This window comes from Vagococcus lutrae, assembly GCF_003987555.1.
Lineage (GTDB): Bacteria > Bacillota > Bacilli > Lactobacillales > Vagococcaceae > Vagococcus_A > Vagococcus_A lutrae.
This window is the reverse complement of sequence record NZ_NGJW01000001.1, coordinates 282,471-309,469: the sequence shown is the minus strand read 5'-3', so window position 1 is coordinate 309,469 and position 26,999 is coordinate 282,471. Positions and strand designations below refer to the sequence as shown.

Annotated in this window: 19 protein-coding genes; 17 read left to right on the top strand and 2 right to left on the bottom strand. The window is 37.7% G+C overall.

Annotated elements, in window-relative coordinates; genetic code table 11:
* Nucleotides 1-65 precede the first annotated feature (65 nt).
* The 7 genes from CBF33_RS01435 to CBF33_RS01405 all read left to right on the top strand — a co-directional run bounded on the left by CBF33_RS01435 (nucleotide 66) and on the right by CBF33_RS01405 (nucleotide 9,057).
* A complete protein-coding gene (locus CBF33_RS01435) occupies nucleotides 66-1,787 on the top strand; it encodes an ABC transporter ATP-binding protein (protein WP_126760909.1) in 1,722 nt (573 codons plus the stop codon).
* 306 nt (nucleotides 1,788-2,093) lie between these two features.
* Entirely contained in the window at nucleotides 2,094-3,767 is a 1,674-nt protein-coding gene (locus CBF33_RS01430) for a ribonuclease J (protein ID WP_126760907.1), read from the top strand.
* An 86-nt stretch (nucleotides 3,768-3,853) separates the two neighbouring features.
* Complete coding sequence (locus tag CBF33_RS01425; protein WP_126760905.1) at nucleotides 3,854-5,275, top strand: MFS transporter; 1,422 nt, start codon at nucleotides 3,854-3,856, stop codon at nucleotides 5,273-5,275.
* A 117-nt stretch (nucleotides 5,276-5,392) separates the two neighbouring features.
* Nucleotides 5,393-6,715, top strand: coding sequence for a DRTGG domain-containing protein (locus tag CBF33_RS01420; RefSeq protein WP_023606819.1), 1,323 nt, complete (start codon nucleotides 5,393-5,395; stop codon nucleotides 6,713-6,715).
* A gap of 15 nt (nucleotides 6,716-6,730) precedes the next feature.
* A complete protein-coding gene (locus CBF33_RS01415; protein WP_126760903.1) occupies nucleotides 6,731-7,678 on the top strand; it encodes a DHH family phosphoesterase in 948 nt (315 codons plus the stop codon).
* 74 nt (nucleotides 7,679-7,752) lie between these two features.
* Nucleotides 7,753-8,085 carry a hypothetical protein gene (locus CBF33_RS01410; protein ID WP_126760901.1) on the top strand — a complete coding sequence of 111 codons (333 nt, stop codon included), beginning with the start codon at nucleotides 7,753-7,755 and terminating at the stop codon, nucleotides 8,083-8,085.
* Between the two features lie 3 nt (nucleotides 8,086-8,088).
* Nucleotides 8,089-9,057 (top strand): LacI family DNA-binding transcriptional regulator, encoded by a 969-nt coding sequence (locus tag CBF33_RS01405; RefSeq protein ID WP_126760899.1) that lies wholly within the window; start codon nucleotides 8,089-8,091, stop codon nucleotides 9,055-9,057.
* 40 nt (nucleotides 9,058-9,097) lie between these two features.
* Here CBF33_RS01405 and CBF33_RS01400 read toward each other — a convergent pair whose 3' ends face one another.
* Nucleotides 9,098-11,044: an ABC-F family ATP-binding cassette domain-containing protein gene (locus CBF33_RS01400; RefSeq protein WP_126760897.1), complete on the bottom strand. Its 1,947-nt coding sequence runs from the start codon at nucleotides 11,042-11,044 to the stop codon at nucleotides 9,098-9,100.
* Between the two features lie 189 nt (nucleotides 11,045-11,233).
* On the opposite strand from CBF33_RS01400, the gene CBF33_RS01395 reads away from it, so the two are divergent.
* From CBF33_RS01395 to groL, 3 genes are all read left to right on the top strand, one after another.
* On the top strand, nucleotides 11,234-11,884 hold the full coding sequence (locus CBF33_RS01395) for a redox-sensing transcriptional repressor Rex (RefSeq protein WP_023606824.1): 651 nt from the start codon (nucleotides 11,234-11,236) through the stop codon (nucleotides 11,882-11,884).
* Nucleotides 11,885-12,043: 159 nt separating this feature from the next.
* Nucleotides 12,044-12,328 (top strand): co-chaperone GroES, encoded by a 285-nt coding sequence (gene groES, locus CBF33_RS01390; protein WP_126760895.1) that lies wholly within the window; start codon nucleotides 12,044-12,046, stop codon nucleotides 12,326-12,328.
* Nucleotides 12,329-12,348: 20 nt separating this feature from the next.
* A complete protein-coding gene (gene groL, locus CBF33_RS01385) occupies nucleotides 12,349-13,977 on the top strand; it encodes a chaperonin GroEL (protein WP_126760893.1) in 1,629 nt (542 codons plus the stop codon).
* 60 nt (nucleotides 13,978-14,037) lie between these two features.
* Here groL and add read toward each other — a convergent pair whose 3' ends face one another.
* The gene (gene add / locus CBF33_RS01380) at nucleotides 14,038-15,057 is read right to left on the bottom strand and encodes an adenosine deaminase (protein ID WP_126760891.1); all 1,020 of its coding nucleotides are present in this window, start codon (nucleotides 15,055-15,057) and stop codon (nucleotides 14,038-14,040) included.
* A 180-nt stretch (nucleotides 15,058-15,237) separates the two neighbouring features.
* Here add and CBF33_RS01375 point away from each other — a divergent pair, with 180 nt between their 5' ends.
* The 7 genes from CBF33_RS01375 (at nucleotide 15,238) to CBF33_RS01345 (ending at nucleotide 26,942) form a co-directional block, all read left to right on the top strand.
* Entirely contained in the window at nucleotides 15,238-16,065 is an 828-nt protein-coding gene (locus CBF33_RS01375; protein ID WP_126760889.1) for an aldo/keto reductase, read from the top strand.
* Between the two features lie 174 nt (nucleotides 16,066-16,239).
* Complete coding sequence (locus CBF33_RS01370; RefSeq protein WP_126760887.1) at nucleotides 16,240-17,799, top strand: PTS transporter subunit EIIC; 1,560 nt, start codon at nucleotides 16,240-16,242, stop codon at nucleotides 17,797-17,799.
* Between the two features lie 27 nt (nucleotides 17,800-17,826).
* On the top strand, nucleotides 17,827-19,203 hold the full coding sequence (locus CBF33_RS01365) for a class-II fumarase/aspartase family protein (protein WP_126760884.1): 1,377 nt from the start codon (nucleotides 17,827-17,829) through the stop codon (nucleotides 19,201-19,203).
* A gap of 58 nt (nucleotides 19,204-19,261) precedes the next feature.
* Nucleotides 19,262-20,440 (top strand): NAD(P)-dependent malic enzyme, encoded by a 1,179-nt coding sequence (locus CBF33_RS01360; protein WP_023606836.1) that lies wholly within the window; start codon nucleotides 19,262-19,264, stop codon nucleotides 20,438-20,440.
* A gap of 4 nt (nucleotides 20,441-20,444) precedes the next feature.
* Nucleotides 20,445-21,806, top strand: coding sequence for a class II fumarate hydratase (locus CBF33_RS01355; protein WP_126760882.1), 1,362 nt, complete (start codon nucleotides 20,445-20,447; stop codon nucleotides 21,804-21,806).
* 64 nt (nucleotides 21,807-21,870) lie between these two features.
* Nucleotides 21,871-22,629: a MurR/RpiR family transcriptional regulator gene (locus CBF33_RS01350; RefSeq protein WP_126760880.1), complete on the top strand. Its 759-nt coding sequence runs from the start codon at nucleotides 21,871-21,873 to the stop codon at nucleotides 22,627-22,629.
* A 227-nt stretch (nucleotides 22,630-22,856) separates the two neighbouring features.
* Nucleotides 22,857-26,942 (top strand): 5'-nucleotidase C-terminal domain-containing protein, encoded by a 4,086-nt coding sequence (locus tag CBF33_RS01345; RefSeq protein ID WP_126760878.1) that lies wholly within the window; start codon nucleotides 22,857-22,859, stop codon nucleotides 26,940-26,942.
* The last annotated feature ends 57 nt before the right edge of the window (nucleotides 26,943-26,999 follow it).

Genomic DNA, 26,999 nt, shown 5'->3' with positions numbered 1-26,999 from the left:
AAGACAGATAGTTTTTCTTTTTTTAGAACACTCGGGTATAATCAAACAAGATTGGAGGAAAACATATGTTAAAACGTTTTTTTAGTTATTATCGTCCTTATAAACGATTATTTATATTAGACTTTAGCTGCGCCATTGTCGCAGCCATTTTAGAATTGGCCTTTCCGATTGTCGTCAATCGTGTGATTGATGATATCTTGCCACAAAAGGATATGCGATTAATTGTCGTGGCATGTTTGTCCTTATTATTCTTTTATTTAGTTAATACGGCCTTACAATACATTGTCGTCTATTTTGGGCATTTGTTAGGGGTTAATATTGAAACAGATATGCGTCGAGAGTTATATCATCACTTACAGACACAACCATTTGAATACTATGATAATCAAAAAACAGGAAAGTTGATGAGTCGTCTAACAACGGATTTGTTTGAAATCTCAGAGGTCGCACATCATGGTCCAGAGGATGTCTTTATTACAGTGATGACGGTAATCGGGGCATTTGTGTTGATGGCCCGTATTCATTTGAAGTTAGCCTTAGCTACGTTTATTTTAATTCCATTTCTTACGTTAGCCTTAGTCTTTTTTAATAAGAAAATGACAAAGGTCAATACGGAAATTTTTCAGTCGTTAGGTGAGTTTAATGCGGGTATTGAAGCTGCTGTCAGTGGAATTCGTGTCGTTCAAGCCTTTGCGAATGAACCATTTGAACAAGTGCGATTTGAAAAAGTTAATCAAGGCTACCGAAAAGCAAAAATTAAGTTTTATCAAGTTATGGCTGTCAGCTCTTCGTATAACTATTTTCTGATTCGCTTGATTAATCTTTTTGCATTAATCTTTGGTGCGTTATATACCATTCGTGGAGAAATAACGTATGGGGATTTTGTAGGGTTTATTTTATTAACAAATGTTTTCGTTCGTCCGATTGAAAAAGTCAATACGATGATTGAAAGTTATCCAAAAGGGATTGCTGGTTTTAAGCGTTTTATTGAAGAAATCGACCGTCCATCTACGATTCAAAATCATCCACAAGCACGGGACTTAGTGCAAGTTAAAGGAGATATTGCCTATCAAAATGTCACGTTCTCTTATTCTGACGGCACACCTGTTCTGTCTAACGTTTCGTTAAACGTGCAAGTGGGGGAAACAGTCGCTTTTGTTGGACCGAGTGGTGCCGGTAAAACAACTCTTTGTAATTTATTGCCACGTTTTTATGAGATTTCAGACGGAAAAATCACGATAGACCAACAAGATATTCAGCACGTCACTCTCGATTCACTGCGTCATCATATTGGGATTGTACAACAAGACGTCTATCTCTTTCCGGGGACGATTCGTGAGAATATTGCTTACGGTAAATTAGATGCTACTGAAGACGAGATTCAAGAAGCCGTCCGTTTAGCGCATCTTGAGCGTGTTGTGGAACAGATGCCAGAAGGTTTGGATACGATGATTGGCGAACGGGGTGTAAAGCTGTCTGGAGGACAAAAACAGCGGGTATCTATTGCACGAATGTTTTTAAAGAATCCGCCAATTTTGATTTTAGATGAAGCGACATCGGCACTGGATACTGAAACAGAGCAAGTCATTCAAGAGTCATTGTTCCAACTAGCTGAAGGCAGAACAACACTCATTATCGCGCATCGATTAGCAACGATTAAACATGCGACGCGGATTGTCGTGGTAGACGAGCAAGGCATAGTGGAAGAAGGCAGTCATGATGAATTAATGGCTCAACCAGAAGGTGCTTATCGTCGACTGTACGAAGCGCAATTCGTCCGAAGTTAACTAAAACTACCGTGAGAACGGTAGTTTTTTGTTGTGATAAAAAATGTAGAAAAGAGAATAAAAAATAATCTTGAGTCTCTTTTTAATATGAAAATAATCTCTTCCACAGTGATTCAAGCAAGAATTTTTTGTCTAGCTATGTTAAAATAAGGTGGAGACTGTGAAAAACACAGTAGTATCGGTAAGTGTTTGATAAGATAACAAGCAATTCTGCTTTATATTTAGACCAATAAGTCAATTAAAGACGTAGTAAAGGCGGTTCCCCCCTTTACTAGAAACCGAAAATAAAAAAAGAGGTGACAATAGTTGAGTTCAATCAAAATTATTCCATTTGGCGGTGTTCGCGAAAATGGAAAAAATATGTACGTCGTCGAAGTCGACGATGAGATTTATGTGTTAGATTGTGGATTACAGTACCCTGAAAATGATTTGCTAGGGATTGACGCGGTAATTCCTGATTTTTCTTATTTAATAGAAAATAAAGAGAAAGTTGTCGGAGTCTTTCTGACGCATGGGCATGCCGACGCAATCGGCGCTTTGCCTTATTTATTAGAAGAAATACCGGTTCCTGTTTTTGGGACAGAGTTGACTATTGAGTTAGCGAAGTTGGCGACATCTGAATATGCAGAATCTAAGAAATTTAAAGATTTTCACATTATTGATGAGTTTAGTGAAATTGACTTTGGTAAAAATGTGATTAGTTTCTTTAGAACGACGCATACTATACCAGATTCTGTCGGGATTGTTGTGAGTACGCCAGAAGGGAAAATCGTCTATACGGGTGATTTTAAGTTTGACCACAGTTCGATTCCAATGTATCGAACAGATTTTGCTCGTTTAGCAGAAATTGGTCGTGGCGATGTGTTAGCATTACTAAGTGATTCTTCTAATGCAGAAAATCCACGTTTACTCGTTTCTGAAAAAGAAGTCGCAGAAGATGTGTATGACACTCTTCGTTACTGGGAAGGACGTATTATAGTCGCAGGTGTGGCTAGTAATTTGCAACGAATTCAGCAAATACTAGACGCAGCTCATCGTACGGAAAGAAAAGTATTGTTAAATGGTCGTGATGTCAATGAAATCATTAACATTGCTATCCGTTTAGGTAAAATTGATTTGCCTGATAAGGACTTATTTATTAAACCGCATCAATTTAAAAAATTAGCACCTAACCAACTTCTCGTGTTAGAAACAGGTAGGATGGGTGAACCAATTAAATCGGTACAAAAAATGGCAACAGGACGTAATCGCTTGATTAATATAGGCGAAGATGACTTAGTCTACATTACAACGACGCCGTCAACAGCGTTAGAAACAGAGTTGGCTAAAACAGAAGATATGGTGTATCGTGCTGGTGGAACGATTAAAACAATCTCCGATAATGTCGCTGTTTCTGGTCATGGTGGTCCTAACGATTTACAATTAATGTTAAATTTATTAAAACCAACTTATTTTATTCCGGTACAAGGAGAGTACCGCACGTTAGCGGCTCATGCTGATTTAGCTAATGATGTGGGAATTCCGTATAAAAATATCTTTATTACAGGCCGTGGTGATGTCCTCGAGTATGACGGTCAACGCATGCATATGGCAAAAAGTGTTGAGGCACAAAATATCATGGTTGACGGGATTGGAGTCGGTGATATTGGCAACATCGTCTTACGCGACCGTCGTATCTTATCTGAGGACGGAGTTTTTATCGCAGTTGCGACTATCAACCGTCGTACGCGTAAAATTGTCTCAAAACCACAAGTTACGTCACGTGGATTTGTCTATGTACGTGAGAGCCGTGACTTATTAAATGAAAGTGCTCGTATTGTAGAAGAAGTTATTGAAAAAAATCTAGTAGATAATGACTTTGAATGGAGTAAATTAAAACAAGATATTCGCGACCAATTAAGTCGCTATCTATTTGAGCAAACAAAACGTCGTCCGGTCATTTTACCGGTCATTATGGAAACAAGTCAACGACGTAAATAATAAAGGTTTCTATTAAATAATGAACATGATAAAACCTCGACTGCTTAGGCAGAAGAGGTTTTTGTATGTTTTAGGAGGAAAACGTGATGGAACAAACAAATATGAATCATCGTCGCTGGTACGTGTTAGCGGCTGTAGGACTTTTCACCTTTATGTCTACGCTGGATGGGAGTATTGTGAACATTGCCATGCCGACAATTTCAGCTGAATTAGGCGTGTCTATGAATCAAGTCGAATGGGTCGTGTCAATTTATCTTATGACAGTCTGTGCCTTTTTATTACTCTTTGGAAAGTTAGGAGATAGCAAAGGGAAAGTAAAAGTTTTTAAGTGGGGAACAGTTATTTTTGTCATTGGTTCTGCTTTATGTGGTATCCCTGGCTCGCTTTGGATTTTATTAATCGCTCGTATGATTCAAGCTATTGGAGCTAGTATGACTATGGCGACAGGAACAGGGATTATTACAGAAGTATTTCCTATGTCTGAAAGAGGACGAGCGTTAGGGATGATGGGAGCCTTTGTTTCATTAGGGTCGATTACTGGACCCGGTGTTGGTGGTTTTATTCTCGCTCATTTTGACTGGCCGGTTATTTTTTTAATTAATGTTCCAGTAGGGATTATCACGATTTTAGTCGGACAACGTTACTTACCAAAAGACACCTATCAATCGCATCGTGAAATTGATTATGCTGGTTTTGCAACATTTGGCACTTTTATTATGACGTTTTTTGGTGGTGTATTTTTAGGACAAGAGTTTGGGTTTAACCGTCCAGGAGTTTTATTGCTCTTTGTTTTAGCGTTTATCAGTTTTTATTTGTTTTTACGAGTAGAAAAGAAAGTGACCTACCCGCTTGTATCTTTTAAATTATTTGAAAACAAAATGTTTACCATGAGTTTGTTAACAGGGTCGTTGATTTTTGTAAGTAACTTCTTTACCAACGTGGTACTGCCGTTTTATTTGCAAAGTTTGAGAGCCTTATCACCTAAAGAGGCGGGTTTAATTATGATGGTCTTTCCAATGGTCATGGTGGTAGCAGCTCCTTTAAGTGGGTGGCTATCAGACAAAATAGGGCCGCTCATCCTCTGTCTAGTCGGTTTAGCGCTTCTGACACTCTCTCAATTTTTATATACACAAGTAGATGGGCAGACGCCTCTTGCTTTATTTGCTGTTATTCCAGGTATGATGGGCTTAGGCAACGCCATGTTTCAATCGCCTAACAACACGATTGTGATGAGTAGCGTAGAAAAAGAAGACTTAGGGATTGCGGGAAGTTTAAATTCATTAGCACGTAATATGGGAATGGTTATAGGAATTTCACTTTCTACAACGGTGTTATATCAAGCGATGTCTTATCGTATGGGGTCAAAAGTCATTTCTTACTTAGCTGACCGACCAGATATCTTTTTATACGGTATGCATGTCGTTTATTGGGTGTCATTTGTGATTTGTCTACTAGCCTTTCTGATGACGTTAGTTAGGTTTAAAGCACAACGTCGTGCCAAGGCTTAATACAAAAGTGTGATGCTAATTTTAATAGTTGCCCATTACTTCAGAAGTTGTATATAATAAAGGAATGAAACAGTCCCATGAAAACTGTATTAGTTTTTGGGAGGAAGAGGAGAAAAAATGGCAACAAAACATGAGCAAATACTCGCACATATTGAAGAACTGCCAGTAGGAGAGCGAATCTCTGTACGTGGTATTGCGAAAGCATTAAATGTTAGTGATGGAACAGCTTATCGTGCGATTAAGGCGGCGGAAACGAATGGTCTTGTTTCAACGATAGAACGTGTGGGGACGATTCGTATTGAACGCAAGACGAAATCAACAATAGAACGGTTGACTTTCCATGAAGTCGTCAAAATTATCGAAGGTGACGTCTTGGGTGGTGAGAGTGGATTAGATCGCACGTTGAGTAAGTTTGTCATTGGGGCGATGACAGAAGATGCAATGGAACGCTACATCTCATCTCATTCCTTAATGATTGTAGGGAATCGAGAAAGTGTTCAACGTTTAGCACTTGAAAGTGGTGCAGCCGTTTTAATTACTGGAGGCTTTACTACGAGCGAAGAGATAATCGCGTTAGCTGATCGTGAAAATCTGCCTATCTTAAGTACCACCTATGATACTTTTACGGTTGCCAGTCTGATTAATCGTGCGATTAGTGACCAATTAATCAAAAAAGATATTATGCTTGTAGGCGATATCTATACGAACTTAGAAAATACCGACTACTTATATCAAACGGATACCGTTGCACAGTATGAAACTAAAGCATCTGAAACAGGCCATTCACGGTTCCCTATTGTTAATCATAATATGCGGGTGTTAGGGGTCGTAACAGCGAAAGATGTTATCGGAAAACCGCTAACACAGTCATTAGAAAAGGTAATGACAAAGTCGCCTAACCACGCTAAGCGACACATGAGTGTAGCAAGTATTGGCCATTTAATGATTTGGGACGGCTTAGAAATGATGCCCGTCGTCGAAGATGATTTATCTTTAATAGGGATTATCTCTCGACGTGACGTCATGAAGGCAATGCAAATGTCACAACGACAACCACAAGTAGCCAATACCATTTCGGATATTATTTCAGAAGATATTGAACCGTTGCCAAGCATGGAGGGAAGTCACGACTTGCGCTTTATGTTTAATGTGTCGCCACAAATGGTAAGCAACGTGGGGGTCTTGTCGTACGGTGTTTTAAATGAAGTCATTGCTAGCGCTGTTGAACGTGTCATGTCACAGCAAGAAAAACGAAATATCGTGATTGAACACATCTTAATTTACTATTTTAGAATGATTCCTTTGGAAAGCGAGATTGAAATCCGACCACGTATTTTAGAAATCGGACGACGGTCTGCTAAAGTAGATGTCGAAGTATATTTAGATAATTCAGTGGTTGGTAAAGCTATTGTCGTGTGTCAATTAATGGAAATTTCGTAAAAGGGGAGTCTGCAGATGAGAAAAGCAGTATTAACAGAAATATTACAAGAGATTCAGCATTATTCAACGATTATTATTCATCGTCATGAACGTCCTGACCCGGATGCGCTTGGTTCTCAAGCAGGATTAGCGGAAATACTACAAGCTAGTTTTCCAGAAAAATCAATTTATAAAGTAGGCGGAACGGTCAACGACTTAGATTATCTGACAACGATGGATGAGGTCGCAGATGATGATTATGAGCAAGCGTTAGTGATTGTTACTGATACCGCAAATGCACCACGAATTAGTGATAAGCGCTATGCATTAGGTGAAAAAGTGATAAAAATTGATCACCATCCTAACGATGAACCTTATGGAGAGATTGTTTGGGTGGATACGAACGCAAGTAGTTGTAGCGAGATGATTTACGAGTTTTATGCGACTTTCCCAGAACAATTAGTGATGACAGATGAAGCAGCCCGGTTGTTATATGGTGGGATTGTAGGGGATACGGGTCGTTTTATGTATCCAAGTACTACGCCTAGAACAATGGAGGTAGCAGCAGCTTTACGACGTTTTAACTTTGATGCAACTTTGTTAAATCGACAATTAGATGAAATAACAGAAAATGTGGCGTGGCTATCTGGTTATGCGTTAGAGCATTTAGAAATTGATGAGTATGGTGCAGCCCGAATTATTCTGCCGCATCATATCTTAGAAAAATATAACGTCGATGATAGTGAAACATCTTCACTCATTCCCTTACCGGGTCAAATTGACCGTGTTCAAACATGGGCGCTATTTGTCGAACAGCCTGAAGGATATTATCGTGTCCGTATTCGTTCGAAGGGACCTGTGATTAATACGATAGCGAAAGAACATAAAGGGGGCGGGCATCCACTAGCTAGTGGAGCGACGGCGCGAGATTTAGAAGAAGTAAATGTTATCTATCAAAAACTTAGCGAAGCCATCCCACGTTAAAACAAATTAGTAGTTGACCTGAAACGGGTTTTAGCCATTATACTAGAAGTAATCATAATCTAGGAGGTATAAAAATGGCGATAACTCAAAATCCGTATCCTATTCAACGGTCAATTACAGAGGGACAGGAATTATGCTTTAATTGGCAAAAATGCGACACTTCGCTGAAAGAAAAGCTTGTTTTTATACTGACACGTTACTTTCCAATATTAACGATTGATGCTTCAGATACATCGTCAAAAGCGTGTGTATTAACGGATAAGACTTCTTTTTCAAGAGAGCTACCGTCCCTTCAAACTAGTGACTATCTTATAATTTATGTTCATTCGCATAAGCTGTATTTAGACTTGCTTTATTTTATCCAAGCATTAGAAATAGAGAATATGGAAATTTTAATGATGAGTTAGACGATGGTAAAAGAAAGGACGGGTAATATGACAACGATTCACGATATAGCCAAGAAAAGTGGCTATTCCGTTTCGACTGTTTCGCGCGTCCTTAATCAGCGACATCATGTTTCTGAAACAGCCCGACAAACTATTTTACAAGTGATTGACGAGTTGGATTATCAACCGAATGAGTTAGCTAGGCATTTGAGTCATGGGAAAACTCGTCAGATTGGCGTGGTCATCCCCAATACGATTCATCCGTTTTTTACGGAAATATTAAACGGTGTCGTGAACGCAGCTTTTTCAACACCGTATCGCATTGTCATTTTACCGTCATCTTACGACGAACAGTTGGAAGACACATATTTGAATCAGCTTCAACGCAAAGCATTTGACGGACTTATTTTTATTTCGCGTGCTAGCTCGTTGGAGAAGTTGACCCGGTATACGCAGTATGCACCGGTTGTGTGTTGTGAAAACCCCGATACGTCCTTATTATCAGCTGTTTATTGCGACCGATTGCCAGCTTACTTGGAAGTTTTTCATTATTTAAAACAGCATTTTGGTCAATCTATTGTCTTACTGATGAGTAGGGAGAGCGATGGAAGTGCAACAAGTGCGTTAATAGTAGAGGCATATGAGCATGTTTATGGTTGCCCACCGAAGCCACATCAAATCATCACAGGAATGATGGATGAAACGGACGGATATCAAGTAGCAAAAGATGTGCTAGCTAAGCAAAATGAAATCCAAGCAGTTTTTGCTAATGGCGATGATATTGCCAGTGGCGTTTTGCGTTACTATGATGAACAAAAACAGACACCGCCAATTATTGTAGGACAAGAAAACCAATTGAGCAGTCGCTTGTTAAAATTTTCTACAGTCGATCATCATGCGTATCGAATTGGCCAAGAAGCTTTTCGGATTGTAACCAGTGACAACCAACCCGAACAACTTGAAATTCCTTCTCAGTTTATTTATCGAGAATGAAAACTAAAAAAGAGTGCGAGAATTTTCTCGCACTCTTTTTTTAAGTTAGCGTTTCTAATTCATGAGAAGCTGTTTCCCATGTTTCCCATAAGTCAAGCTGTGCCATTTCTTTTTCTTCAAGTGTTTGTTGTAAAGATAAGAGCTTAGTATGGTCTTGTAAATTATCAGGAAGCGCCATTTCTTCTTGGAGTTGTTGCATTTCTTGGTCTAAACGTTCAATAGCTTGCTCACTCTCAGCGATTAAGCGTTCCAAGCGACGTTGTTCCCGTTGTAATTCTTTTGAAGCTTGGTAGTCTTGCTTATTAGAAGAGGCCGTCGTGCTAGGTACTTCTGGCGACGTTTCTTCGGCTTGAAGTGCGGCCAGTTCGGCTAATTCAGCTTTTTTATCGACAAAGTAATCGTAGTCACCTAGATACTCCTTAGTACCATCGGCTTCTAGTTCGATTACTTTTGTGGCAATACGATTGATAAAGTAACGGTCATGAGAAACAAATAAAATCGTGCCTTCATAGTGAATCAACGCTTCTTCTAAAACTTCTTTACTATCGATATCTAAATGGTTGGTCGGCTCATCGAGTACTAAAAAATTGTTTTTTTGCATAGCTAGTTTTGCCAAAGCCACGCGCGCTTTTTCTCCACCACTCAGAAGGCCAATCGTTTTTTCAACATCTTCTCCAGAAAATAGAAAACTGCCTAACATCGTTCGAATTTCTTTTTCAGGCGTAGTAGGATGTTCGTCCCATAACTCTTTAAGTACGGTTTTATTTGACGACAGTTGTTGATGTTCCTGATCATAATAACCAATTGAAACATTTGAACCCGTACGTTTTTCTCCGGTTAGAAAGGGCTGTTTTTCAATAATTGCTTTTAATAGCGTCGATTTACCAATCCCATTTGGACCGACCAACGCGACAGCTTCTTGCTTGCGAATGTCTAATTTAATCGGAGCAGCTAATACGTGGTCGTCAAACCCAATACTCGCGTCCTCGACTTGTAGGACGATATTACCTGAAGCTTTTTCAATTGGAAAACGAAAACTCGCAGACTTCTCATCCCCTAGAGGCTGCTCAATACGCTCTAGCTTTTCTAACTGTTTTCTTCGACTCTGTGCACGCTTCGTCGTACTTGCTCGCGCAATGTTTTTTGCTACAAACTCTTCCATCTTTTTAATCGAGTCTTGTTGTTTTTCAAAGGCACGCCATTCTAACCGCATTTTTTCTTCTTTTAATATCAAATAGCGTGTATAGTTTCCTTTGTAATGTGTCATCTTATGACGACTAAGTTCATAAACTTCATTGACAAGTTGGTCTAAAAAGTAACGGTCATGTGAAACCATAAGTAACGCGCCACGATAGTTTTGCAAATAGCCTTCTAACCATGACAGAGTTTGAATATCCAAGTGGTTTGTCGGCTCGTCTAAGATTAACAGTTGTGGCCGTTCTAAAAGTAACTTAGCTAAGGCTAGTCGTGTTTTTTGTCCGCCAGAGAGAGCGTTGACTGGACGATCGTAAAAAGAAGCATCGAACTGAAAACCATTTAACACAGATTTAATTTCCGCTTCATAGCCAAATCCGTTCATATCATGAAATTTTACTTGAATGGTATCATACGTTTTTAAAAGATGCCGATAGTTTTCTTCATCTTCATAAATTGTAGGATCGGCCATTTTTTGTTCTAATGTACGTAGTTGTTGTTCTGTTTGAATAACGGATTCAAAAACACTTAACATTTCTTCCCAGACAGTTTTTTCAGATTGAAAGCCAGTATCCTGTGCTAAATAGCCGATAGTCAAGTCTTTTATTTTGGAAATATTTCCTTGATCGGGTGTTTCGATACCCGCGATTATTTTTAATAATGTCGACTTTCCTGCTCCATTTCGTCCAACTAAAGCAATGCGACTCGTATCTTGTATTTCTAAATAAAGTTGTTCAAAAAGGACATCTGCACCAAAATGGCGCGCCACTTGATTTGCTTGTAATAGAATCATTTTATAACCTCGTTTCCTTTATTTATAATATCATATTGAAAAAGATAAAAAACTAAAAAGTGTTGACTGCAAGAACTTTTTCACAATTGAGACAACAAAATTGCATTATATGTGTAATTACTGGTATTATAGTAATGTGAATTCCAGAACGATGGGTAAACAACAATACTGGAAAGGGAGAAAATCATTATGAAAACACAAACAATTCCTCGTGCAACTGCCAAAAGGTTGCCGTTGTATTATCGCTATTTACGCGTATTATTAGATTCAGGGAAAACAAAAGTTTCCTCTACAGAATTAAGTGAAGCAGTTAAAGTTGACAGTGCGACGATTCGTCGTGACTTTTCTTACTTTGGAGAACTCGGTAAGCGTGGCTACGGTTATGACGTAGAGAGTTTGTTAGAATTTTTTGGTAAGATTTTAACAGAAGACCGCTTAACAAATGTGGCGCTTATTGGGGTTGGTAACTTAGGTAATGCGTTATTAAACTACGGTTTCCACCAAGGGAATAATATCCGTATTAGTGCGGCGTTCGATGTGAAAGAAGACCTAGTTGGCCGTATTGTCGAAGGTATTCCTGTCTATCCAATGTCAGACATGGTCGAGCAAATTAAACAACAACAAATTGAAATTGCAATTATGACAGTTCCTTCTTCTGCAGCGCAAGATGTGGCAAATCAATTAATCGAAGCGGGCGTTCGTGGGATTATGAACTTTACGCCAGTTCGTTTAACAACGCCAAAACATGTGCAAGTGCAAAGTGTTAACTTGACACATGAATTGCAAACCTTAATTTACTTCTTAAACCATTATGGCGAAGATCAGTCCACTACTAACTAAATTAAAAGTTACTACACATTTTGTAGTAACTTTTTTTGTTTGTTAAATCGATCATAGCAAAAGACTTGCCAAAAAGAAAAAGAATAGGTATTATAATAAGTGGATTAGCACTCTTAATCATTAAGTGCTAAAAGATAAAACTAAATGGAGGGATTTACATTGTTAAAACCATTAGGAGATCGTGTCATTCTGGAAGTGGCAGAACAAGAAGAAGTAACAGCAGGAGGATTAGTCCTGACATCTGCTTCCAAAGAAAGACCTCAAATTGGAACAGTTATCGCTGTTGGTGAAGGTCGCACTTTAGAAAATGGAGACAAACTTCCATTATCAGTTAAAAAAGAAGACCGCGTTTTATTTGAAAAATATGCGGGATCTGAAGTGACACATGAAGGAAAAGATTATTTAATCTTACATGAAAAAGACATTATCGCAATAGTAGAATAAAAATTCGAGAGGTGATAGAAATGGCAAAAGATATTAAATTTTCAGGTGACGCACGCGAAGCAATGGTGCGCGGAGTTGATACATTAGCAGATGTAGTAAAAGTAACATTAGGACCAAAAGGACGTAATGTGGTTTTAGAAAGAGGTTACGGTTCGCCACTTATTACTAATGATGGGGTAACGATTGCAAAAGAAATCGAATTGGAAGACCATTTTGAAAATATGGGAGCACAATTAGTTTCTGAAGTAGCGTCTAAAACGAATGATATTGCTGGAGATGGTACAACAACAGCGACAGTTTTAACACGTGCTATTGTTCGTGAAGGATTGAAAAACGTTACAGCTGGTGCTAACCCAGTAGGTATTCGTCGTGGTATCGAGCTAGCAACGAAAGCAGCCGTTGAAGGACTTCACGATATTTCTCGTCCAGTTGAAACAAAAGAAGCGATTGCTCAAGTTGCCGCAGTATCTTCTGGTTCACAAAAAGTGGGAGATTTAGTTTCAGCAGCCATGGAAAAAGTAGGTAACGACGGCGTTATCACGATTGAAGAATCAAAAGGGATTGAAACTGAATTAGATGTGGTAGAAGGAATGCAATTTGACCGCGGTTATCTATCACAATATATGGTGACAGATAACGATAAAATGGAAGCTGTTTTAGAAGATCCATATATTTTAATTACAGATAAGAAAATCTCAAATATTCAAGATATCTTACCATTATTGGAACAAATCTTACAACAAGGTAAACCATTATTAATCATTGCTGATGACGTTGATGGAGAAGCATTACCAACGCTAGTGTTAAATAAAATTCGTGGAACATTTAACGTAGCGGCAGTTAAAGCACCAGGATTTGGTGACCGTCGTAAAGCGATGTTAGAAGATATTGCTATCTTAACAGGTGGTACTGTTATTACAGAAGATTTAGGGTTGGATTTAAAAGACACGACAATCGAAGCGCTTGGTCGTGCGAAAAAAGTAGTAGTGGATAAAGATAATACCACTATCGTTGAAGGGGCAGGAGCAACAGATGCCATTAAAGAACGTGTTAGCTTAATTCGCTCTCAAATAGCAGATACAACTTCTGATTTTGACCGTGAAAAACTACAAGAACGTTTAGCAAAACTTTCTGGTGGTGTTGCGGTGGTTAAAGTTGGTGCAGCAACAGAAACAGAATTGAAAGAATTAAAATTAAGAATTGAAGATGCCTTAAATGCAACTCGTGCAGCAGTCGAAGAAGGTATTGTTTCAGGTGGTGGTACAGCCCTTGTTAATGTTGCCGGGAAAGTAGCAGAATTGGACGAAACAGGCGATGTCTTAACAGGTATTAACATTGTATTACGTGCTTTAGAAGAACCAGTTCGTCAAATTGCTGATAATGCTGGTATGGAAGGCTCTGTAGTAGTTGACCACTTGAAGAGTGCCGAAGTGGGTGTTGGTTACAATGCGGCAACTGACGAATGGGTTAATATGATTGAAGCAGGTATTGTAGACCCTACAAAAGTCACACGCTCTGCTTTGCAAAATGCTGCAAGTGTAGCTTCACTTATTTTAACAACAGAAGCAGTTATTGCTGACAAGCCAGAACCAGAAGCACCAATGGGAGCTCCAGGAATGGATCCAGGCATGATGGGCGGTATGATGTAAGCTAGTTTTAGATTACTAAAAAACCATTAAAACCTTTTGTTTTAATGGTTTTTTTCTGTTTTACATATAGTTTGAATAGGCTGTATCTAGCTGCTCTGACAAGTGTTGTTTATCTGAATCGGAGATAAATGCTCCTTCAATGGCATTCTGATTTAACTTTTTCATTAAGGCATAGTCGATTTGATACCATTCGTGCAATTTTAAGAACTCATCCGTTAATGTGGTGTTAGATACCGTACGATTATCCGTATTAATACATATATTTAATCCAGCATCTAAGAAGATTTGGAAAGGATACTCTGATAAGGATGATACAGCTTTTGTTTGGAAGTTGCTAGTAGGGCACATTTCGATGAGAGTGTTGTGACGAATGCATGATTCTAAGATAGCGGAATCGTCTTTCAAAGCAATCCCATGACCGATACGTGTTGCTCCCAACTTTACAGCAGTAGCGACATTTTGCGCGCAGCCACATTCACCTGCGTGAAGCGTGATAGGGATTTGTTGTGTATGTGCTTCGGAAACGACTTCTTCAAATAAAGACATTGGATAGTTCGCCTCATCGCCGGCTAAATCAAAACCAGCAACTCCCTTACCAAGATATTTTTTCGCTGCTGTTACAATTTGTTGATTTTGTTCAAGCGTGTGATGACGCATACCGCAAAGTAGTGCATTTGTTTTAACACCAAAATCTTGCTCGCCTTTTTTTAATCCATTTAGTACAACATCAAGTATCGTTTCAATGCTAAGACCTTCGTGTGTAAATAGCATGGGCGCAAATCGTACTTCTAAATAGGTAACATTTTCCTCTGCTACTTGAGCAACTAAGTCATAAGCGATTAATTCTAGAGCTTCCTTTTGTTGTAAGTAAGGAAGCACGACATCAAAACACTTTAAGTAATCTAGTAAGCTTTCAGCCTCGTCTGGGACTTTCATTAACTCAGCTAAGGCGTCACCTGTGGCAGGTAACGGGCGTTTTTGTTTTCGGGCGATTTTTTCTAGGACAGCAGGTCTAACAGAACCATCTAAATGACAATGAAGTTCGATTTTTGGTAAATTTTGAACAATCTCACGTTGCATACAATATCCTCCTAGTTGTCAGTCTTGAAATAGTTATCTTATAATGTACCGTGTATTAATGAAGATTACCAGTAAAAATCTTCTCATTTTGTTATTTTGTTCATAGAAGTCCATTTACTTTACAAGATAATAAGATAAAGTATAAAATTAAGATAGGTTATATAGAAAGGACGGAACGAAATGGATATCTCTAGCACAAAAGTATTAGCAAACGATGTGGCAATGCCACGATTAGGTTTAGGTGTATGGAAAGCTGCAGATGATGAAGAAGTTATTAACGCCGTCAAATGGGCAATTGAAACAGGTTACCGTTCTATTGACACAGCTGCAATTTACAAAAATGAGCGCGGGGTAGGGCAAGGTATTCGTGAGTCTGGTATTAAACGCGAGGAACTTTTTGTAACAAGTAAAGTATGGAACGATGAACAAGGGTATGAGAGTACCTTGGCAGCGTTTGAAGAGAGCTTAGAAAAATTACAGTTAGATTATTTAGATTTATATTTGATTCATTGGCCGGTAGCGGGTAAATACAAAGATACTTGGAGAGCGTTAGAAAAATTATATAAAGATGGACGCGTGAGAGCCATTGGCGTGTGTAATTTTCATCCCCATCATTTAGATGATTTAATGACGGATGCAGAAATTAAACCGATGGTCAACCAAGTGGAACTCCACCCTCTTTTAAATCAGAAAGAATTACGTGATTATTGTGCAAAACATGAGATTGCGATTGAAGCATGGTCACCGCTAGGGCAAGGACATCTGTTAGAAGACGAGCGTTTAGCAGCTATTGGCGAAAAATATCATAAAACACCAGCGCAAGTTATTTTACGTTGGGATTTAGAAAATGATATCGTGACGATTCCAAAATCAGTCAATCAAGAACGTATTGCTCAAAATGCGGATATTTTTGATTTTGAACTGACAGATGAAGACAGACAAGCTATTGATAATATGCACACTGGGGAACGTTTTGGTACGAACCCAGATGAGTTTGATGAAAAGTAATATGAGTATACAAAGAGCCTGCTAGTTTAGCGGCTCTTTTTTATTTATAGATAGCATTATAAATGACCTAAATCATTTTTCGTGACTTAGGTCATCTAATATACATTGATAGCGCTTTTAGTCTAGTTATACGGGTGTTATGATACAGTTATCAGATGAAAAGGAGATATCTAAATGGGAAAAAAAGGGAGATTCAGTGATTCAATTCAAAAGTTTGGACGCACCTTGTTGTTGCCAATTGGTGTTTTAGCACCAGTGGGAATGATATTAGGTATTAGTGGCGCATTTGTTCAACCTTATATGATAGAAAGATTTAGTTTTTTAGGGAATGAGAATGTAAATGCGCTTTTAATTAGTATTCGATCTATTGCTAGTGTGGTTTTTGATAATATACCTTTATTATTTGCTATGGGTGTCGCATATGGTATGAGTAAAAAAGATAAAGGGATTTCTGTTTTTGCTGCTGTAACAGGCTATTTAACTTTAATTATTACTATGAATGTTTGGTTAACTTTGACTGGCAAGATGGCAGAGCCAGATGTCATGACCCAAGTAGGTCAGATAACAGTTCTAGGTATTCAAACGATGAATATTAGTGCTGCTGGCGGAATTATTACGGGATTGATTGCAGCCTGGGCGACGGACAAGTATTATAATTTGGAATTACCCACAGCGTTTGCGTTCTTTTCGGGTAAGAAGTCTGTTCCTATTATCACTATGGGATGTATGATTGCGATTGGAGCAGTATTACCATTTATTTGGGAATTGTTTGTTGGTGTGTTAATGAAATTATCAGTAGTGTTTTTAAGTGTAATGGGACCATTCTTTACAGCCGCAGGGGAACGCTTATTTATACCGTTTGGACTGCATCATGTATGGAATGCTTTGTTTAGATTTACAGAAGCAGGGGGATCCTATGTAATAGACGGAACGACCTATGTAGGGGTAGTACCGGCGATGAACGAAGTTCTATTTAATCAAGGTCCTAATAGTGAATATTGGGCAATGATGCCAGATTTAACACGTTTTATGGCGCAACAGCAAATGTTAGTAACTCTTTTCCTTTTTCCAGCAATTGCTTTTGCGATGTATAAAACAGCCAGAGCAGAGAATAAACCTGAAGTTAAATCTATGTTAATTACGATGGTATTAACAGCAATGCTAGGGAATGTGACTGAGCCATTAGAATTTACATTTGTTTTCATCGCACCTTTACTCTTTGTTGTATATGCCGCTATTGTAGGTATTGGAGCGGTCTTGTTATCGCTTGCGAATGTAGCAATTGGTTATATAAGAGGAACAATTTTTGACTTTGCAATTTTTGGACTTTTGTATGAAAAGACTAACTGGATTTTCTTAGTATTGATAGGATTATTATTAGCTGTTGTTACTTACTTTATCTTTTATTGGGCAATTATTAAGTTTGACATTAAAACACCTGGACGTGAAGAATCACAGAATCTAGACAGTACCTTATTAAAAGAAAAAAGGTATGACGAAATCGCTAAAATTGTGGTAACCGCTTTGGGAGGAAAACAAAATATTGCTTCAGTAGAGAACTGTATTACACGTTTAAGAATAGATGTTAATGATGTAAGTATGATAGATAAGAAATTATTAGAACAATCGGGATGTACAGGATTCTTTTTCCCAGCAGCTAAACATATACATATTGTATATGGCCCACAAGTAGAATTTGTACGAAATGCTGTAGATGAAGAACTAGGGAAATAACAGGCAGGAAGTAGGAGGTTTTTTCTAATGAGAGCATTATATGATTCAAAAAGTAAAACGATGGATGACAGAGGAATTAAAGAACTGTTTTCAGACAAAGCCAAATATCAAACGTGGTTAATGTTTGAAGCAGCTTTGGCTCAGGCGCAAGCAGAAGAAGGATTTATACCTGAGCAAGCGGCCAAAGATATCCAACAAGCAGCGAAAATTGAGAATATAGATTTTGAAGAGATGGATCGAATATATCGTGAGATAGGACATGGATTTGTCCCGTTTCTTAAGGTTTTAGTAAAAGCATGTCCGCCTGAAAGTGGTAAGTATGTTCATTACGGTATTACCACGCAAAATATTCAGCAAAGTTCTCAGCTTTATATGGTTAAAACCGTCCATGATAAATATATGACATTACTAGGAGAAATTTTAGATAATTTGAGTCGCTTGGCTGAAGAAAATAAAGATGCCGTGATGCCGGGACGTACACATGGTCGACACGCTACACCTATTACTTATGGCTATAAGGTATCAGTCTGGATTAGTGAGTTTATAGAGTGTTATGAAAGAATGCGTGAAGCTGAAAAAAGAGTGTTTAAGATTATGATGGGTGGAGCAGTTGGAACATTTAGTTCAATGCCTCAAGTAGGTCCTGCGGTTCAACAACGTGTCGCTGAATTAACGGGTATGTATACGATGGAAGTTCCTTCACGTAATATCAGTACACATAAATTAGAATATATGATGAATTTATCTTTAATGGCAAATATTTGTCATAAAATCGGCGAGGAAGTATATAGTACGACTTTAGAAGAAATTGCAGAAGTGTCTGAAGGTTTTAAAAAAGGAACTGTTGGAAGTAGTACAATGCCTCATAAAATCAATCCTAAACTAGCAAAAGGAATTGTCGCTAATTCGCAAAAATTATACTCCTTACCAGGTGTGGGTATGTATTCTTCTGTTCGTCCCTATGAAGGAGATAGTAGCTCATATATGCTTTTTGATGGAATTTTAGAAGAAGCTTTAGAGCTAACCACTGAAGTTCTTTTGCGAACAGAAGAATTGACACGTACAATGGTTCCTCATCGTGACCGTATGTTACACAACGCTCTACGCAATAAAGGGTTAGACAATTGTGAAAATGTAATGATGGTGTTAGCTACCAAACTAGGCAAAGATAAAGCCCATTCATTGATGTATGAAATTGCTATGAAAACAGCTAATGAGGGTGAAGACTTCTATACAAATCTAATGGGAAATGAGCTGATTGCCAGCCAATTTTCCGAGCAAGAAGTCAGGGATATGATTGACCCCCGTCATTATATTGGACTATCAGTAGAGATAGCAGAAAAGGAAGCAAAGAGGGCCAAAGAATACGCAAATACTATTGCTTTGGAATATGCTAATAAATAATATGAATAAGGGGCTGGCATAGTAATGTCAGCCTCTTACTTATAGGAGGGAAATCGGAATGACCGAAAGTTTACTCTACCATGAGAAACATAAAGGAAAAATAGCAGTTGAAAGTAAAGTGCCGTTAAATACAAAAGAAGATTTAGCTTTAGCTTATACACCCGGTGTCGCAGAACCCTGCAAAAGAATAGTAGAAAATAAAAGTGATGTGTATCGTTACACGTCAAAAGGAAATATGGTTGCGGTTGTTTCAGACGGGAGTGCAGTGTTAGGTCTCGGGAATATTGGTCCAGAAGCTTCATTACCTGTAATGGAAGGTAAAGCTATTTTGTTTAAAAAATTTGGAAATGTTGATGCTATACCTATTTGCTTGGATACAGAAGACACAGAAGAAATAATTGAAACTATTTGTAGAATAGCTCCTTCGTTTGGAGGGATAAATTTAGAAGACATATCATCTCCACGTTGTTTCGAAATTGAAAGAAAACTCGATAAGATGTTGGATATACCTGTGTTCCATGATGACCAACATGGAACGGCGATTGTTGTATTAGCAGGACTAATGAATAGTTTAAAGCTTGTTAAAAAGAATTTTAAGTCTGTTAAAGCGGTGATTAACGGCCCCGGTGCTGCTGGAACAGCTATTGCTCGTTTGCTATTAGAAATGCAAATAGGAGAAATTTTAATTTGTGATGAGTATGGGATTCTTTCGACTAAACGAAGTGAGCCTTTATTCGATCATAAGTTGGAGTTGGCGATGGAAACAAATCCTTCAGAAAAAACAGGTAGTTTAGAAACAGCTTTAGTTGGAGCAGATATTTTTATAGGTGTCTCAGTTGGGAATTGTTTGACAAGTAACATGATTGAAACTATGGCAAAAGATCCTATTGTGTTTGCTATGGCTAATCCCGTTCCCGAAATAGATTACCAACTAGCTAAAAAAGCAGGAGTTAGAATTATGGGGACGGGACGCTCAGATTTCCCTAATCAAATTAACAATGTGTTAGCATTTCCTGGTATTTTTAGAGGTGCTCTCGATGCGCGAGCTAAAACAATTAATCATGAAATGAAAAAGGCAGCAGCGCAAGCGATTGCTGATATGGTGTTAGAAGAAGACTTAGCAGATGATTATGTAATACCTGATGCAATGAATCATGAAGTAGCCCAAAATGTGGCAAAATATGTTCGTATCGCTGCGGAAGAAACATGTATTTCAATGTCGATGAAGGAAGAGTGAGGATATGAGGATTGAAAAGGATTCAATGGGAGAAATTGAGGTAGCCAGTGATGCTTATTGGGGCGCTCAAACTCAACGTAGTTTAAATAATTTTAAAATAGGTACAGAATTAATGCCTTATGAGGTCATACAGGCCTTAGTTTACATAAAAAAAGCATGTGCAGTAGTCAATTACAATCATGAAATTATTAATAAAAAAGTTTACCAAGGCATCATGAAGGGGTGTTCGGAAATACTCGAGTATCCAGAAAAGTGGCGTAAGCATTTCCCTTTGAAAGTATGGCAAACGGGAAGTGGGACGCAAACCAATATGAACGTTAATGAAGTGATAGCTAATATTGCCAAAGAACAAGGTTATGATATACATCCCAATGATCACGTAAATCGTTCTCAGAGTTCTAATGATGTCTTTCCTTCTGCCATGCATATTGCAACAGTAGTAATGATAGCAAATAACCTTATTCCTGAATTAATAGAATGGGAAAAAGAGTTGGAGAAACAAGTTAATCAATATCAAGATATTATCAAAATAGGACGAACTCATCTACAAGATGCCACTCCTCTCACTTTTGGGCAAGAAGTTAGCGGTTGGAAAAGTATGATAAGAAGAAATAGAGAGGCGATTACTTCTACTAGTCATTTTGTTGAAAAATTAGCAATTGGTGGGACGGCAGTTGGGACAGGGATAAATGCGCCTTTACATTTTGGTGAAGAAGTAGCTAATTACTTATCGAAAGAGTTAAAGCAAACCTTTGAGAGCGATGATAATAAATTTTTTGCCTTAACAAGTCATCAACCCTTGTCGTTACTACACGGAGCTTTGCGTTCATTAGCTAGCGATATATTAAAAATAGTCAACGATATTCGCTTTTTAGCTAGTGGTCCTCGTTGCGGATTGGGAGAACTAACACTTCCTAGTAATGAGCCAGGAAGTTCTATAATGCCAGGAAAAGTTAATCCGACACAAGCTGAAGCCTTGTCTATGGTAGTGATGCAAGTAATGGGAAATGATACTACTATCCAATTCGCAGCGAGTCAGGGACAATTCCAATTGAATGTTTATAAGCCTGTTATCATAATGAATATTTTACAAAGTATAGAGCTTCTTTCGTCAGGCATGCGTTCTTTTCGATTAAATACATTACAAGGGTTAAAAGTAAACGAAAGAACGATGACAGAATACATAGAGAGGTCACTCATGTTAGTAACCGCTTTGACACCTCATATAGGATATGACAAAGCATCTCATATTGCTCATGATGCATTGGAAAATGATATAACTATTTTTAAAGCTTGTGAAAAACATTTAGTGGATGTTCCAACAGAGACGATATCATCTTGGCTTAACCCATTTAATATGATATAAGAAACAGACATGGAAATTGAGAGTGTGGTACAATAATCCTAATAAATTTAAAGGGTGAAAGCGCATGATTGATTTTTTGAATAGCTATGATGAACTGACTGCAAGTGAAAAGAAAGCATTAAAATATATGGTTGACCATACAGATGAAATGCCTTATATGACTATTCAACAGTTAGCCAATAATGCTTTCGTTTCTAAAACGGTTATTATTAATCTGTGTCAAAAATTAGGTTTTAGTGGTTTTAAAGAATTTAAGTTTTTTATAAATCAAGAGATACGAACTCGAATTAAACAGACGCATACTGACGACATATCAGTGAAAGAAAATATGACAAAAACAATGGAAAAAACTCTATCTTTAGTGTTAGATGAAGAATTACAAGCATGTGCTACAGCAATGTTAAATGCGCGAAATATTTTTATTATGGCGAGGGGAACTAGTAAGCCAGTTTGTTACTACTTGGAACATTTGCTATTTTCTTTAGGTTTACATTGTTTTTTTATAAAAGATTATAATTTGTCTGAGAGTTTTACAAATTTAGTTACCGAAGAGGATGTTGTCATTCTTATTTCATTGTCAGGCAATACAAAGAAAATTATGGATACAGCCAAAAAAGTTAAAATGAGAAAAGCAAAGATGATAAGCCTAACCTCTTTTCAATCGAATGCCTTATCATCTTATGCAGATTTAAATTTGTATTGTCATGCTACGGAGATAGACACACGCGAAAACGATTTTATCTCAAGGATTGGTTTTTTTATGCTTATTGACTTATTAGTCGGAACATTAATTCAACAAATGAAAAAGAGTCTCTTAACTTAACTTTAAAAACGCCAGTGATGGCGTTTTTTTATTTTATATGTAAATTCATCTATGACATTTATGTTGTAAGCGATTGATAAACATACATTACATATGATTTCCAATTATTAAGTATGCTTTTTGGTGTTTATTTGTTAAAATAAAAGAAGTTGTAAAATAAAAATGAAAGGAGCTTAGTTTATCGTTAATGGTAGTTTAAAATGTATTTTTAATAAGGGGGAAAAACATTGAAACGTCATTATCAACAAAAAGTGATTCAATTTGTAATGGCACTTACATTATTTTTAGGAAGTGCTTTACCAGCGTCAATGGTATTAGCTGAGGAAATTTCAGAAACACAAGAACCAGTTGTTGAAGCAACACAAGAATCATCTATTTCTGAAGAAGTCGTGGATTCTGCCGCTAAGGAAGAAGCAACTGAAAAAGAAATAAGTACAGAGGAATCTGTCCAACCGACAGAAGAGTCAGCAGAAACTGAAGTGACTGAGGTGCAACCGACGGAAGAAAAACCTGTTGTAACCGATAAGAAAAAGCTTACTATTTTAGGAACATCCGATGTTCATGGAAATGTATGGGATTATTCATACGAAGATAATAAAGAAAAAGAACTTGGTTTTGCTCGTATTAGTACACATGTTAATGAAGTCAGAGCTACTAATGGAGCAGAAAATGTGGTAGTAGTCGACGCGGGTGATAACTTACAGGGAACGATTTTAACAGATGATTTATATAGTGTGAATTCGGAGTTATCAAAAAATCATCCAGTAGTGACAGCGATGAATCATATTGGCTACGATGCGATGACGTTAGGTAATCATGAGTTTAACTTTGGTGTTGATTTGATTAAATCTGCCAAATCACAAGCGAATTTTCCATATCTTTCAGCGAACACACGTTATAAGACAACTGGCGAATACCTTGTTGATCCATATAAAGTCGTGGAGAAAAATGGGTTGAATGTCGCGATTATTGGTTTGACGATTCCACATATTCATCACTGGGATCCAGAAAATGCTAAAGAATTAGATTTTACACCTTTAAAAGAAGAAGCGCAGAAACAAGTGGCTCACATTAAGGAAAATGAAAAAGCAGATGTTATTATTGCAGTCATTCACGCAGGACTGCAAAACTCAGATGCTAACGCAGCAGCTATTAATGTAATTAAAGAAGTTCCAGAAATCGAAGCATTTATTTTAGGACATGATCACCGCGCATTTGCTGAAAAACATGCAGATAATACTGGCCGCGAAAAACCAGTAGGGGCAGTTAAGGATACAGGGGCAAATGTGGTCAAGATTGATTTGGAATTAGAAAAGACATCTGAAAAAAATGACACATCAAAAGAAGAAGACGATGCAAATTGGGAAGTTAAATCAAGTCAAGTAGGCTTATTAAATGCTACAGAGGTCAAAGCAGATGAGGCATTAAAGGAAGCTACACGATATGCTCATGAGGAAACAATAGCGTACACCAAACAAGAATTGGGACAAGCGCTCGCTAACTTTGTACCAGAAAATGAAATTCCTGGAATCCCAGAAGCTCAACTAAGACCGACTGCTATGATTTCGTTGATAAATAATGTTCAACGTAAGCATACAGGAGCTCAAATTGCAGCAGCTTCATTGTTTAAAGAAGATAGTCGTCTGGATAAAGGACCTATCCGCTATAACAATTTATTTGATATTTATAAGTATGCGAATACTTTAATTAAAACAGAAATATCAGGAAAAAATCTTAAGACGTATATGGAACAACAAGCACGCTATTATCAACAGTTTAAAGAAGGCGATGTGGCAGTTGCATTTAACGAGAAGATTCGTATCTATGATTATGATATGTTTTCAGGTGTCACCTATAAAATTGATATTTCAGAACCAGAAGGGCAACGGATTAAAGACTTAAAGCTAGCGACAGGCGAAGCCATTCAGGATGATCAAATGTATAGCTTAGCTGTGAATAGTCACCGATTCAGTGGACTTGTTGATCGTGGCCTAGTAAGCGCTGATAAACGAAAAGATAGCGATCCAGATTCTTTACGTGGTTTTATTGCTGAGTATATTAAGGATAAAAAAGTTTTAGACCCTTCAAAAGAAATTGAAGAGAGTTTTGAATTAGTCGGTTATGAGTTTGATGAAGATTATCGTCAAGCTGTTATTGATGAGGTGAAAAAAGGGAATATTCAAGTAATGCGTTCTGCTGATGGACGTACACCTAATGTTAAGAAATTAAATGTGTATGACTTAATTGATGAAGGAAAACTTGATCCATCTATTCTAAAAGATGATGCTGATAAAGACATTTTCTCATTTAGCATAATGCATACAAATGATATGCATGGGCGTTTTGAATATGATAAAGGTGGTAAAGCAATTGGTCTAGCAAAAGTAAAAACATATAAAGACCAACATAAACCCACGCTATTAGTCGACGCAGGAGATGCGATCCAAGGCCTACCTATTTCTAATCATACAAAAGGTGCCGATATGGTAAAAGCCATGAATGCGGTAGGATATGATGCGATGACTTTAGGGAACCATGAGTTCGACTTCGGTATGGAACGGGCATTGGAATTAAAAGAAGACTTTAATTTCCCAATCGTTTCAGCCAACGTTTACAAAGACGGAACTCGACCGTTTGACCCGTATGTTATTAAGAAAAAAGAAGGCATCAACTTTGCGTTAATTGGATTAACAACACCAGAAACAACAGTTAAAACACATCCAAATAATGTCAAAGGCGTGACTTTCAAAAAACCAGTTCCTGTGGCAAAAGAAGTAATTGATAAAATTGGTAATAAAGCGGATGTTTTCGTCTTTATGACGCACTTAGGAATTGATGAAACAACGCTCCAAGATGAACGTGGTAGTTATTTAGCAAGTGAATTATCAAAAGCCTATCCAGATAAGAAGATATTTATTATCGATGGACATTCACATACAGAATTGCCTCAAGGAAAGCAAGAAGGGCACGTCTTAATGGGACAAACAGGCAATCACTTAAACAATATTGGATGGATAGAGGCAGCTTACAATCCAGAAGCTGATTTAAGTGCGCAGCTCATTACCTTTGCGGATTTTGAATCACTAAATATTGAACAAGATCCAGCGGTTAAAGCTATCGCAGATGAAGCACGTCGTAAATACGATGAAGATATGGGAGATATTGTTTTAGAAAATAATCCTGTGAAATTTATTGGCGAGCGTTCAGAAGTTCGTTCACGTGAAACAAACTTAGGGAATATTATTGGGGATGCTATTTTTGACTACGCTCAAACAGGCTTTAAACAACCAGCTGACTTTGCTGTTGTAAATGGTGGTGGTATTCGTCAAAATATTAATACCGGAGCCGTCACACGCGGGGATATTGTAGGAGTAATGCCATTTGGAAACTCGATTGCTCAAATCCAAGTAAGTGGTGAACAAATCTATGAAATGTTTGAACATTCATTACGTTCAGATACGGTAAAAGACGAGGAAGGCAATGTGTTATTAGATGAAAAAGGAATGCCACGACTAGGGGCAAATGGAGGCTTTTTACATGTCTCACGCTCCATTCGTGTGAAATACGATGCTAATATTCTAGGGAAAGATTCAGAAGAAGCAGCTAAAACACGAGCAATATCGTCAGAGAAACGCGTATGGTCGATTGAATTACAAGATCCAAAAACGAAAAAATTTGTACCTGTCGACCGTCAAAAGAAAGATTATTATGTTGCAACCAATGATTTCTTAGCAGCTGGTGGAGATGGGTATGATATGTTAGGTGGGCCACGCCAAGAAGGTCCATCCATGGATACTGTCTTCTTAGAGTATCTTCAAAATAAGACAAATGAAGAACTATTAGCTTATGAAACGCTATATCCATACGAACGTATTATTCCAGAAGAAGCAAAAGAAGTAGATTTAGCCGCTGAAATCGCAGCGTTAAAAGAGTTAATTAAAGAATTAGAAGCACTTGTGAAAGACAAGTATACGGAAGAAAGCTGGAAGGCATTAGTAGCCGCGTTAGAAAAAGCAAAAGAAGAACTTGCGACTCTTGGTGAAGGGATATCTTTAGAACAAGTTAATGAATTAAAAGCACAACTAGAAAAAGCGAAAAAAGAACTTGAGGCCCTAAAAGAAGATAACGAGCAAGGAAAACCAGCTGGTTCAACTTCAACGGGTACAGGATCAGGAAAAGGTGGTAACACAAGTACGACAACAGGTAAACTGCCACAAACTGGAGAAGATAAGTCTAATCTAGTAATAATTGGGTTTGCTGTTGTAACAGGAAGTACATGGTTTATTTACCGTCGTAAAAAACAAGCCGCTTAAAATCAATAACAGAGTATTGTGAAAAACAATGCTCTGTTATTTTTTATGCAAATAAAA